This is a genomic window from Paenibacillus sp., assembly GCF_035645195.1.
GTDB lineage: Bacteria > Bacillota > Bacilli > Paenibacillales > YIM-B00363 > Paenibacillus_AE.
This window is the reverse complement of the sequence record NZ_DASQNA010000030.1, coordinates 258,938-270,948: the sequence shown is the minus strand read 5'-3', so window position 1 is coordinate 270,948 and position 12,011 is coordinate 258,938. Positions and strand designations below refer to the sequence as shown.

The window sequence follows — 12,011 nt, the reverse complement described above, 5'->3', positions numbered from 1 at the left end:
CGTTTACAGGCCCGCCATCGCCGAGGCGAACTTGCTCATCCGCCGCAGCCTCGAGACGTATGCTTGGTAAACGCCGTCCGCATGCTCGCGAATCGTGCGCTGGGAGTTGCTGACCGTATGCAGGCTCGTCGCGTAATCGACCTGCCGCACGTACTCCTCCGGGAAGCCGGCCGAGCCGCTGAGCGCCCCCGCGATACCGGCGGACACGGCGGTGACGCAATCCGTATCCCGCCCCATGTTGACGGCCGAAATCATCGTCTCCTTCAGCTTCCCGTTCGTCATCCGGAACAGGCAGATCGCTTTCGTGACGACCTCGTTGGCGTAGCTCATGCAATAAGGAACGCCGCAGCCGGAATACACGTTGTCGAAATGGGACCGCAGCTCGCGGAAATCTTGGATCCCCGCGGTACGCTTCAATTCGCGGTCGATCTCCGACACGACCTCCTCGTGGCAATGATCGTAGATGGCCCCGATCACCTGGTCGACCGTCGCGTCCGGCTTCGTCGCCTCGGCGATCGCCGCGGCTGTGACCGACGCCCACCGAAGGCCGCGGCTGTTCGACGTCTGGTACAGCTGCCCGACCTCCAGGACGTCTTCGATCGCCCCGCGCACGTCGCCGGCGTTAATGAGCCCGATCGGATGGCAGGAGCGGGAGAAGCTGTTGAGCCCCGCGTAATCGCAGTACTTCCCCAGGTCGCGCGCGGGGATGCCGCTCTTCGCCATCGCGAGCAGCACTGCCTCGAACGGCTCCGAAATCATGCCGGCCGATTCCGGCTTAATATACTTGACCCAAGCTTTGCGGACGTCTTCGGCGTTGACGCGATCCTGCTTTTCGATGATCGCCGTGATCATCAGCTTTTGCCGTTCGACGCCGTCCTCCGTCGTCCCCGGCTCCCGCTGCCAGCCATTGTTGTAGTGCTCGTAGGAGACTAACTTGTCGAGGGTGCCGTACGTGTCTTCGATCTTTCGCCAGCTCCACCCTTCCACGGGGGCTCCCATCGCGGAGCCGACGTGCACGCCGATCAGGCAGCCGTAAAATTTATCTCGCAAAGTAACGGGTTGGCTCATGGATCCGTTCTCCCCTTCCGTATCGTAAAATGAATTAATACGCCATTTGCTCCGCGAAAGCTTTCATCCGGTGCATTCTCGCCATGTACGCTTGGAACAGTCCGTCGGCATGCTCGCGAATCGTCCGCTGCGAATTGCTGACCTTATGCAGGCTCGTCGCGTAGTCGACCTGCTTGATGTACGCTTCGGGCATCGTGGCGGAGCCGCTCAGCGCTCCCGCGATACCGGCGGATACGGCGGCGACGCAATCGGTATCCCGCCCCATGTTCACGGCCGCGATCAACGTGTCATGCAGATTGCCCTCGGTCATCTTGAACAGGCAGATCGCCTTCGTGACGACTTCGTTCGCATAGCTCATCGAATACTTGATGCCCTTAACGTTGTATACCGGATCGAACGCGCTCCGCAGCTCGCGGAAATCCGTGCAGTGCGCCGTCCGCTTCAGCTCGCGGTCGATTTCTTTCACGACCATGTCGGGATGACAGTGGTCGTAAATAACGCCGATGACGCTGTCGACCGTCGCGTTCGGCTTCGTCGCCTCGGCGATCGCCGCTCCCGTAACGGCCGCCCACTGGAGGCCGCGGCTGTTCGATGTTTGGTACAGCTGCCCGACCTCGAACACGTCGTTGATTGCGCCGGTCACGTCCCCGGCGTTGATCAACCCGATCGGATGGCACGAACGGGAGAAGCTGTTGAGCCCCGCGTAATCGCAGTACCGGCCCAGTTCGCGGGCGGGGATGCCGCTCTTCGCCATCGCCAGCAGCACCGCCTCGAACGGCTCCGAAATCATGCCCGCGGACTCGGGCTTAATATATTTGACCCACGCCGCGCGCACGTCCTCCGCATTGACCCGATCCTGCTTTTCCATAATGGCGGTAATCATCAGCTTCTGCCGCTCGACGCCGTCCTCCGTCGTGCCCGGCTCGCGGTCCCAGCCGTTATTGTAATGCTGGTAAGATACCAGCTTGTCGAGCGTGCCGTACGTCTCCTCGATTTTTTGCCAGCTCCAGCCTTCCACCTGCGCGCCCATCGCGGAACCGACGTGGACGCCGGCGATGCAGCCGTAAAATTTGTCCTGCAGCTCTGCCGGTTTACTCATGTTCGAACACATCCTTTTGATCAAATTTGGACTTCCGCGCAAACGCTTGCCGCTACCCTTTGACGCCGCCGAACGTGATGCCTTTGACGAACGCCTTTTGAATAAAGAAATAGAGCAAAATGATCGGCAGGGCGATGATGACGGATGCCGCCATCAGCTGTGACCACGCCGTATCATTGGTTTGCCGAAACATTTGCAGCCCGATCTGCAGCGTGTACTTCTTCTCGTCGCTGAGGTAAATCAGCGGCCCGATAAAATCGTTCCACGCCCACATGAACTGGAAGAGAGCGATCGTCAGCAAGCCGGGCTGACAGAGCGGGTACATAATCTTGGCGTACACCTTGAACTCGGAGCAGCCGTCGATGCGAGCTGCGTCCTCCAGGCTGGACGGAAGCTGCTTGAAAAACTGCCGCATCAGGAAAATAAAGAACGGGACCCCGACGAAGGACGGCAGCACGAGCGGCCAAATCGTATTCGTCAAATGCAGCTTCGAAAACACGATGAACAGCGGCACCATCGTGACCTGCGACGGAATCATCATGATGGCCAAGGTGACGAAAAACATCGTATCCCGCCCCCGCCACTGGAGCCTGGCGAAGCTATAAGCCGCAAGCGGCGAAGCGATCACGGTGCCGATCGTGGACACCGTCGCGATGACGAGTGTGTTCCGGAAATAGGTGAAGAAGTCGACGAAGGTCACCGCTTCGTAATAGTTCCTCCACCGCACGGGATCCGGAATCCACGGCGGAGGGAACACGAACAGTTGAGTCGTCGGTTTCAGCGACGTCGACACCATCCAGAGGAACGGAAGCAAAAATACGAAGCCTAGGACCAGCAGCAGAGCGTACAGCGCGGCCGCAGCCGCGAACCCGCGTCGTCTCAACGATATGCACCTCCCCGTCATTCCTCGTAATGAACCCATTTGTTGGAGAACTTAAACATCAACAGCGTGATACCCATGATGACGATGAATAAAATCCAAGCCATCGCGCTGGCGTATCCCATTTTCAAATACTTAAAAGCGTTGTCGTACAAATACATGTTGTAAAACAGCAGCGAGTTGGCCGGGCTGCCGCTGCCGAAGGTAAGGGTGTAAGGCAGCGTAAATTCCTGCAGCGTATGGATGATACCCATGACCGTATTGAAAAAGATGACGGGCGTCAGCAGCGGCAGCGTCACATGCCAAATCTTCCAAAACCAATTCGCCCCGTCCACCTCGGCGGCTTCGTAATATTCCTTCGAAATATCCTGCAGCCCCGCCAAGTAAATCAGCATCGCGTTGCCGATCGTCCACAGCGACATCAGCACCAGCGACGGCTTCGCCCAATCCGGATCGCCGAGCCAGCCCGGTCCCGAGATGCCGACGAATTCGAGCAAATAATTCACGAGACCGAATTGCGGGTTGAGCAGCCACTGCCAAATGATCGAGATGGCGACGACCGGCACAAGCACCGGCAGGAAAAAGATCGTCCGAAAGACGCCTTGGCCGAACACGTCGTTGTTGAGCAGCAGCGCGACGGAGATGCCGACGACGACGCTTAAGGGCACCGTCATGGCGGTAAATGCGAGCGTATTCCGAATCGCGATCCAGAACACGTCGTCCCGGAACAAGGTCGCGTAATTTTCCGCGCCGATCCATCGAACGCTCCCTACTACGCTGTAATTCGTGAAGCTGTAATAGATGGAGCTTAGAAGCGGATACGCGTAGAAGGCGAGCAGTCCGAGCGCCCAAGGCAGGACGAAGTAATAGCCGGCGCGGTTTCTATATTTGAAAGCGCGGCCGGGCGGCGCTTTGGCCAGGTTCGACGTTCTGCGCAGCTGCCGGAATACCTGCATGCGGACTCCTCCTTTCGGCGGTTTCGGGGGAAGGCGAGGCCGCATTCCCCCTCCCGAACGTTATTGCTGGGCTTTTTTCGTTTCGATCTCTTTGTTCACTTTGTCCGTAATTTGATCCAAAATTTGCTGCGCCGTATACTGTCCGTGCATGACGAGGTCCGGGGCTTTCGCGAGTTCATCCCACATCAGGTTGCCCGCCAGCGTTACGGGGCGATAGTTTCCGTGCGGCAGCAGCTCGAGGAACACCTTCTGCAGCGGATCGTCGCCGTACAGCTTGTCGTTCACGCTCGGCATCGCTGCGAATTCGCCCGTAATTTTCTTGAAGCTTTGGCCTTCCTCCGTCGCGCACATCCATTTGATGAATTCCCACGCCTCTTCTTGGTGTTTGGCGCCCTTCGGGATGAGCAGCACGCGGCCCCCCACGAAGGTGCTTAAGGTGTTGCCGTCCGGCGACGGGATGTAGGCCAATCCGTAGTTCAGATCCGGGTTGTACTGCGCCGCCTGTTGGATCATCCAGTTGCCGTTGATCATCATTGACAGCTGGCCGCTGAGGAACGGATCCGTCGCGTTGGAGCCCGCCGAGTTGACGAAGCTGTTGACGTCTTCGATCCCGTACGTCTTCCCGAAATTCGCCATCCAATCCAGCGCCTCGACGATTTTCGGATTGTTGGCGGTCACCTTGCCGGTGCTCTCGTCGATGAATTCGCCGCCGAACGCCCAGCCCCAGCTGTAAAGCCAGCCTTGGCCCCACCAAGGAATCAATCCGAAGCGCGTGTACCGGTTGCCTTCCTTCTTCGTGAGCTTCGCCGCGTACTCTTCCAGCTCTTTGATCGTGCGGGGCGGCTTCTCCGGGTCGAGGCCGGCTTCGATGAAGTGGTCCTTGTTATACCAAAGCGCGCGGGCGGTACCGTCGTACGGGAGTCCAAGCAGCTTGCCTTCGTACGTCGACTCTGCCCAAGCCCAAGGGTAAAACAGATCGGCCGTAATGCCGTCCCTCGCGGCCAGCTCCGTCAAATCGGTCTCGATCGCCATCGATTCCGCGACCCCGTTCCGGCTCGCCAGGAACACGTCCGGCGGGTTGCCCGCGGCGACGGCCGTCATCAGCTTGCTCGTTACGGAATCGTTGCTGCCGTCCGGCGCCGCGTATACGGCGTTCACCTTGATATGCGGATGCAGCTCGTTGAAGCGGGCGACGGATTGCTTGATCGATTCGCCGGACGGCCCCGTTTCCCAGTTGTGCCAGAACGTAATTTCGACCGGCTCTTTCGCCGCTTCTTGCGCTGGGGCATCCTTCTGGTTCGCCGCAGCGTCCGGCTTCTCGGCGGTCGGCTGCGAGGTCGGCTCGGAGCCGCCTCCGGAGCATGCGCCGAGCGCGAGACCGAAGGCGAGCAGCACGAGCGCGAAAGTTTTCAGCTTCGTGGATTTCATTTGCGTTCCCTCCCGTAACGGTTTAGTTGGCGGCGCCGGAGAACTCGCCCATGAGCGTTGCATGCTCCTTCATTCGCCGCAGCCTTGCTTGGAAAGCCCCGTACAGCCCGTCGGCGGACTCCTTCATCGTTCGTTTCGAATTGGTGAAGGCGATGAGATCCGTCGCGCGGTCGACCTGTTGGATCAGCTTCTCCGGCATGGACGCGATCCCGGACAACGCGCCGGCGATGCCCGCCGCCACGGCGGCGGTGCAGTCGGTGTCCCGCCCCATGTTCGCGCCCGCGATCATCGCGTCGTACAGGACGCCGCCGGTCATTCGGAAAATGCAAACCCCTTTGGTGACGACCTCGTTCGCGTAGCTCATGTAGTAAGGAACGCCGCAGCCGTTGTACACGCCGTCGAAGGCGGCGCGAAGCTCGCGGAAGTCGCTGCAGCCGCTCGCGATCCGCAGTCCGCGGTCCAGCTCGCGCACGACCTCGTCCGGGTCGCAATAGTCGTAGATCGCTCCGATCACGCTGTCCGCCGTCGCGTTCGGACGGGTCGCCGCGGCGATGGCCGCCGCCGTGACGCAGGCCCACTTGAGCCCTCGGCTGTTCGAGGTTTGGTACAGCTGCCCGACCTCGAGGACGTCCTCGACGGCGCCCGCCTCGTCCCCGGCGTTGATGAGGCCGATCGGGTGGCACGACCGGGAGAAGCTGTTCAGTCCAGCGTAGTCGCAATATTTTCCGAGATCCCGCGCCGGTATGCCGCTCCTTGCCATGGCGAGCAGCGCCGCTTCGAATTTCTCCGAAATCATGCCGGCGGCCTCCGGGCGAATGTCGCGAAGCCAAATGCGGCGCACGTCCTCCGCGGTCACCCGGTCCTGCTTTTCGATGACGGCCGTGATCATCAGCTTCTGTCTCTCTACGCCGTCCTCCGTCGTGCCCGGCTCACGGATCCACCCGTTTTCGTAATGCTCGTAACAGTACAGATCGTCCAACGTGCCGAATTCCCGCTCGATCCGGTTATAGTCCCAACCGTTGTACCCTTCGACGATGGCGCCCATGGACGAACCGATATGCACCCCTGCGATGCAGCCGTAAAATTTGTCTTGCAAGGTCGCTCGATCCAAGCATTCACCTTCTTCCTCGGATGTTTGGTAACGTTTACATGTATAGCTTACACCTCGCCTCCGTTGGCTCGGTATAAACATTCTGAGATGGGAAATGTGAATATCGTGATCGCTGACCGCACGAAAAAACCGGGACCGGCGGCAGACGATGCTGCCGCGATCCCGGTTTGCTGCGTTACATTTGGGCTTGCCTGAACTTCCCCGGCGTTTGGCCGTAGTACTTTTTGAACAACTGGACGAAATACGAAGAATCGTTGTAACCGACCGCGTTGGCGACGTCCGATATCGACAGCTGCGGGCACGTTTCCAACAGCTCTTTCGCCCGCTGCATGCGCACGGACAACAAATATTCGGAAAATTTGACGCCGGTTTCGTGCTTGAACAGCCTGCTCAGGTAAGACGGATCGACGTAATATTGTTTCCTCGCGATGTCGTCCAGCAGGATGTCCTCGTAGTAATGGCCGGCGATGAATCGCTTGATTTCCTCCACTACGCTTTCGTTCGCAGGATCGGGGGGAAACCGTTCGCGGATCGCGTCGATGCTTCGGTGAAGCGAGAGCGGCAGCTCGTCGAACGACGTAAAGCCGGATATATCGCACTGTTCGAAATATTCGCAGACGCACTCGGGGTGCTTCCCCCGGAGATATTCAATGGAAGAATTCAGGATCAGGACGAATCGGCAGTACGTGTCCTGCAAACTTTGCACCGTCAGCCGCTCCTTGTCCCGCTTCAGCCGTTCGAATACGTTCGCTACGATCTGCTTGGCCTCCTCGCACCGAAGGGCGGTCAGCTTATGGAAGAGCGCGCCTGCGATTTCCTCGGCCCCCTCGATGTTGTAGCGGCCGCGCTGCGCCTCTTTTTCGTAAGAGTTCGTTCGGTTTAAACCGCTGAGCAACCGGCAATTCAACGCAAGCTTCGCTTCCCCGTACGCTTCCTTGATGCTCCCGCCGATCCTCGTTCTGCTGACTCCCGCGGAGAACGACTCCGGCATCGTTCGAAACAGGGCTCGCAGCTGCGCCAGGCACAGCTCCATGTGCATGTTGAACAGCTCGAGATCCGTCGCCGGGTCTGCGGCATACAGCAGGACAATCCGCTCGTTATCGTGCAGCCGGCTGGCATACCCGTCGACTGCGACCGGAAGCTTCGCCTCCCGCAGCGCCCCGAGGAAGCCGTCGATATCCTCCGCCGTCGCCGCTCCCGCGCATTGGACGGCCATGACGGCGAACGGGCGGCCCTCGGGCAGCAGCGATGCGGGATCGCCCGCGCCCGCGTTCGCGTTCGCATCCTCCGCCGCCGAATACAACAACCGGTTCAGCAGCGCCGCCGAGTTCGACCGTTTGCGTCGGCCGATCTCCTCGTACAACCGCTCGAGCAGCGACATGAATTCGCCGCGATCGATCGGCTTAAGCAAATAGTCTTTCACGCCGAAGGCCAACGCTTGTTTGGCGTAAGCGAATTCGGCGAACCCGCTGATCATGACCGACGTGACGGCCGGATACTGCAAGCGAACCCGTTCCACTAACGTTAGGCCGTCCATCTCGGGCATGCGGATATCCGCCAGCAAAATGTCGGGCGGGTCGCGCTCGATGAGCCTCAAGGCGTCCGCCCCCGTCTCCGCCTCGCGAATGTCCGCTTGGCCGTCCCATTCTCGAATGCGTTTCGCGAGCCCCAAGCGGGTGTAATATTCATCGTCGGCGATTAACACCTTCATGGCGCCACCTCCATGGTTAATTCGCTCCGGGGAAGCGGAATCCGGATATATACGGACGTTCCCTGTCCGGGGCTGCTTCGGAGCTGGATCCCGTAGTCGTCTCCGTAATAGTCCTTAATGCGTTGATGAACGTTTTTCACGCCGAGGCTTTCGTGCCCTCGACCCGCCGACGGCGCGGACGGCGCCGACAGCGAATCGTTCAGCGCGCGCAGCCGCTCCTCCGGCATGCCGACGCCGTCGTCCTCTACGATAAAGAGCAAGAGCGAATCTTCGATTCGAGTCGTGAGGCGCAGCGTCCCTTTGCCGCCTTTCGGTTCGATGCCGTGGTACACCGCGTTCTCGATGAACGGCTGGAGCAAAAATTTCATCACCGTCGCCTGCAGCAGCGATTCTTCGATGTCGTACACGACTTGGATTTTCCCGAGGAAACGGACCTGCTGAATGCTGACGTAATGCCTCACTTGTTCAAGCTCCTCGCTGAGCCGCACGCTGTCCCTCGGCGTGATGCTGTACCGGAACATTTTGGCCAGATGATGCGTAATGTCTTGAATTTCGTTGACATTGTTCAGCTCCGCGATCGAACTGATGACGTTTAATGTGTTGTACAGGAAATGCGGGTTGATTTGGGCCTGCAGCATTTTGAATTCGATTTTCTTCTGGTTGATGTCGGCCAAGTACTCTTTTTGGATGCCCTCGTTGATTCGTTTGATCATGGCGTTATAGCTGTTGAACAGCTCGCCGACTTCATCATTGCGGTCCGCAAAGTCCATGATCGGAGTAAATTTGCCCGTCTTCGCCATCTTCATCGTCCGCACGAGACGCGTAATGGGCTTGCTGATGCGGAGCGAGAAGCCGTAAGCGCAAATCGCCGCCAGCGCCAGCGACGCGAGCAGGATCGAGACGAAGTAGCTGATTTTGCTTTTGAACTTGTCGACGATTACATCCAAGGGCATGTATTTGACGATAAGCCAACCGGTCGTTTCGTTGAAGGCCGCGGCGACGAGGTATCCGTTGTCTCCGGTTTTGTACTCGAATACGTTGTCCCGGCCGGCATTCAGGTTCTCTCGAATCGTGCCGACGATTTCTGCGTAATGATAGGCGCTCAACTCATTGAATCCCCGGTAAGAATCGTAAATAATAGACTCCTTATCGATCAGCAGCGTCTCGACGTCGGAATGCTTCTGATCCTTCTCGCCGATCATTGCAAGAATCGACTGGAAGTGGATGTCGACGTTAACGTAGCCGATTTTTTCGGTATTCCACCCCGTCAGCACGCGCACGATCGAAATGAGCTTCGTCCGGTTTTGGAAGAAGGTGCCGTCGTAGACCGGCGTAATGAATGCTCCGCCGGCCGACTGTTCCGCGAGCGTGTACCATGGGGAAACCTGCCTCATATATGTCTCGTCCACGTCCGTATTGCTGTAGACGTTGCCGTTTTTACCCACGAACGTGACGCCGGAAATATCGGGATTCAACCGAACGGCATGATCGATGGAAATTTTCACTTTCCGTAAATCCCCCACATATTCGGCGTCGGGCTGCGGATCGGGTTTGGCTAAAATGTCGGCTACCTCGTCGTCGATGATGTGCATCAAGGTAATCCGGTTGGCGTTGATAAAAAAGTTATCGAGGCCGGTATTCGTTTGGCTCGTCAACTGTCTCATAAAATCGGAGTAAGAAGATTTGGTCTCCTCCATCGATTGAAAACCGAAAACCGCGAGGGTGGAGACGAAGGGAATGAGCAGCACCATGACGTAACTGACCAGAAACTGCCTGCGGAAGCTGGAGCGTCCGGGCTTAGCGAGCGTAGGGACGTTATTTTTCATAAAAGATTTCATCGATCTCCCGGAGGAATCGGTCGACGTCTTTCGTCGCCACCAAGTTTTGCAGCGCAATCCGTTCGTCCTCCATCATGCCCGACTTCCATCTGGCGTTCGGCCAGGAGATGTTCTTCCCCGCGCGGATCATATCCATCATCAGCTCGATTTCCTCGGATTCCCCGCTTCTCACGTTCGTGAAGGCAGACGGAGCCCCCGCGTCCAAGTCCGAAAACAGCTGCGCGTTTTCCACCCTGGCCATAAATCGAAGGAACGTTAACGCTTCCTCCGGATGCCGGCTGCCGCTTGCGATCGCGATCGCGGAGTCGATGCCTGCGATGACGCGCGTATCTTCCGCCCGCTCGGCGGGAAGAGGGAACATCCCGAATCGCAGGCTGGGGTTTTCTTTCCGAATGAGCGGGATCGCCCAATTGCCGGTGATGTACATAGCCCCTTCGCCTTCCGCGAAGCCGCGCAGCGCCGCCTCGTACGAGGTTTGCAGCCGGTGCGGCTGACCGTAGGCGCGAATTTGGAGCAGCTTTTCCGCGATCTCGCGCATGTCCGGATGTTCCGAGAGCCGCCGGACGCCGTTCATGGCGTCGACGAACATGTCGTCTCGATTGGACGAATGGTTGATGAAAAAAATTTTGGCCTGATGGCCGATCGTGTTCTCGTCGTGATCGGAAAACAGCAGCGGCACGACGTTCGCCTCTTGCAGCGTTTGACAGATGTCCATAAAATCTTCGTACGTTCGGGGGATCGCCAAGCGGTGAGTTTCGAAGATGGCTTTGTTATAAAAAACGCCGGTCGTATTCAACGTCAAGGGCAGCAAATATTGTTTCCCCTCGATGGCGTAGTCGCTTAGGATATCGTCCGATACGTGCTCGAGCATCGGATCGTCCGTTAACTCCATCACGTATCCGCGCTGCGCAAGCAGCTTGAAGTTGGCGTTGGTAGGGAAATGCGTAAACAGATCCGGGGGGTTGTCGTTCGCGATTTTCGTCTGCAGCACCTGCTGCCCGTCGGGGACGCTGACCTGCTCGACGACGATATGCGGATACTCCGCTTGGAACTTCGCGATGAGGGCGTTGAACGCTTCGACCTGTTCCCGCTTTTGCTGCAGAAACTCGAGCCGAACGACTTCTGGGGGCGCCGCCGGATCGTCTCTCGAAGAACCGGACCCAAGCGTAACGTTCGCGGGTTGGGAACATCCTGCCAAGCTGCCGAGAACGAGTACGCCGAAGGAAAGGAATACGTTCAATAAGCCTTGCTTCACCGGAATCTCCCCTTGCATATGAAATTACAGAGTCGGTTGCGATAAGCGCTTACATTTTGGTTTAGAGTAAGTATACGGTGCTTGTCTTCCAAAAACAAGCATGCCGCGCCCGGTCCGACTCCGTGCTTTCGTTGCGCGGAAAGCCGCCGCTATTGCGCAGAGCGGCGGCTTTCGCAGAGATCAAGGGGTCGAGCTTCCAGGCGCAAGCTCCTTCGCCGACGCGATTTCCAGATCCCGCAGCTTGCCGACTCTTCTCCGGAAGTGCTCCTCCGTGCTGAACTCGGCGGCGAGGAACGCTTTAACCAAATCTTCGGCCAGCCACGGGCCGACGATTTGGGCGCCGATGCACATGACGTTGACGTCGTCGTGTTCGACGCATTGGTGGGCGGAATGGATGTCGTGGCATACCGAGGCGCGAATGCCCGGAATTTTGTTCCCCGCGATGGCCGCTCCGACGCCCGTGCCGCAAACCATAATCCCCCGCTCGAACGCGTTCCCGCGAACGGCGTCGCACACACTTCGGGCGATGTCCGGGAAGTCGACGGGGTCGGCGGAATGGCTGCCGAAATCGGTGACGGCGTGCCCCATCGCCTCCAGCAGCGGCAGCAGCTTCAATTTCAATTCGTATCCGCAATGATCGCTTCCGATCGCAATGTTCATGGTCA

General features: G+C 58.4%; 10 protein-coding genes. All 10 read right to left on the bottom strand.

Annotated elements, in window-relative coordinates; all coding sequences use genetic code 11:
• Window positions 1-3 precede the first annotated feature (3 nt).
• Window positions 4-1,068 carry an ADP-ribosylglycohydrolase family protein gene (locus VE009_RS16180; RefSeq protein ID WP_325009374.1) on the bottom strand — a complete coding sequence of 355 codons (1,065 nt, stop codon included), beginning with the start codon at window positions 1,066-1,068 and terminating at the stop codon, window positions 4-6.
• 34 nt (window positions 1,069-1,102) lie between these two features.
• Window positions 1,103-2,167 carry an ADP-ribosylglycohydrolase family protein gene (locus tag VE009_RS16175; RefSeq protein WP_325009373.1) on the bottom strand — a complete coding sequence of 355 codons (1,065 nt, stop codon included), beginning with the start codon at window positions 2,165-2,167 and terminating at the stop codon, window positions 1,103-1,105.
• A gap of 52 nt (window positions 2,168-2,219) precedes the next feature.
• Window positions 2,220-3,050, bottom strand: coding sequence for a carbohydrate ABC transporter permease (locus tag VE009_RS16170; RefSeq protein ID WP_325009371.1), 831 nt, complete (start codon window positions 3,048-3,050; stop codon window positions 2,220-2,222).
• Between the two features lie 17 nt (window positions 3,051-3,067).
• Window positions 3,068-4,003, bottom strand: a complete 936-nt coding sequence (locus VE009_RS16165) for a sugar ABC transporter permease (RefSeq protein WP_325009369.1) — start codon at window positions 4,001-4,003, stop codon at window positions 3,068-3,070.
• Window positions 4,004-4,063: 60 nt separating this feature from the next.
• On the bottom strand, window positions 4,064-5,431 hold the full coding sequence (locus tag VE009_RS16160; RefSeq protein ID WP_325009367.1) for an ABC transporter substrate-binding protein: 1,368 nt from the start codon (window positions 5,429-5,431) through the stop codon (window positions 4,064-4,066).
• 22 nt (window positions 5,432-5,453) lie between these two features.
• Window positions 5,454-6,542: an ADP-ribosylglycohydrolase family protein gene (locus VE009_RS16155; protein WP_325009366.1), complete on the bottom strand. Its 1,089-nt coding sequence runs from the start codon at window positions 6,540-6,542 to the stop codon at window positions 5,454-5,456.
• Between the two features lie 175 nt (window positions 6,543-6,717).
• Window positions 6,718-8,253: a response regulator transcription factor gene (locus tag VE009_RS16150; protein ID WP_325009364.1), complete on the bottom strand. Its 1,536-nt coding sequence runs from the start codon at window positions 8,251-8,253 to the stop codon at window positions 6,718-6,720.
• Window positions 8,250-10,079, bottom strand: a complete 1,830-nt coding sequence (locus VE009_RS16145) for a sensor histidine kinase (RefSeq protein WP_325009362.1) — start codon at window positions 10,077-10,079, stop codon at window positions 8,250-8,252. The genes VE009_RS16150 and VE009_RS16145 overlap by 4 nt, the downstream gene beginning before the upstream one ends.
• Window positions 10,069-11,346, bottom strand: coding sequence for an ABC transporter substrate-binding protein (locus VE009_RS16140; protein ID WP_325009360.1), 1,278 nt, complete (start codon window positions 11,344-11,346; stop codon window positions 10,069-10,071). Before VE009_RS16140 ends, VE009_RS16145 begins: the two co-directional genes overlap by 11 nt.
• Before the next feature lie 180 nt (window positions 11,347-11,526).
• On the bottom strand, window positions 11,527-12,006 hold the full coding sequence (locus VE009_RS16135) for an RpiB/LacA/LacB family sugar-phosphate isomerase (RefSeq protein WP_325009358.1): 480 nt from the start codon (window positions 12,004-12,006) through the stop codon (window positions 11,527-11,529).
• Window positions 12,007-12,011: the final 5 nt, after the last annotated feature.

What these genes read in the sequence shown, in the direction of transcription:
- VE009_RS16150 (WP_325009364.1), bottom strand. Translation starts at nt 8,253, where the DNA reads ATGAAGGTGTTAATCGCCGACGATGAATATTACACCCGCTTGGGGCTC.
- VE009_RS16165 (WP_325009369.1), bottom strand. Translation starts at nt 4,003, where the DNA reads ATGCAGGTATTCCGGCAGCTGCGCAGAACGTCGAACCTGGCCAAAGCG.
- VE009_RS16160 (WP_325009367.1), bottom strand. Translation starts at nt 5,431, where the DNA reads ATGAAATCCACGAAGCTGAAAACTTTCGCGCTCGTGCTGCTCGCCTTC.
- VE009_RS16145 (WP_325009362.1), bottom strand. Translation starts at nt 10,079, where the DNA reads ATGAAAAATAACGTCCCTACGCTCGCTAAGCCCGGACGCTCCAGCTTC.
- VE009_RS16175 (WP_325009373.1), bottom strand. Translation starts at nt 2,167, where the DNA reads ATGAGTAAACCGGCAGAGCTGCAGGACAAATTTTACGGCTGCATCGCC.
- VE009_RS16135 (WP_325009358.1), bottom strand. Translation starts at nt 12,006, where the DNA reads ATGAACATTGCGATCGGAAGCGATCATTGCGGATACGAATTGAAATTG.
- VE009_RS16180 (WP_325009374.1), bottom strand. Translation starts at nt 1,068, where the DNA reads ATGAGCCAACCCGTTACTTTGCGAGATAAATTTTACGGCTGCCTGATC.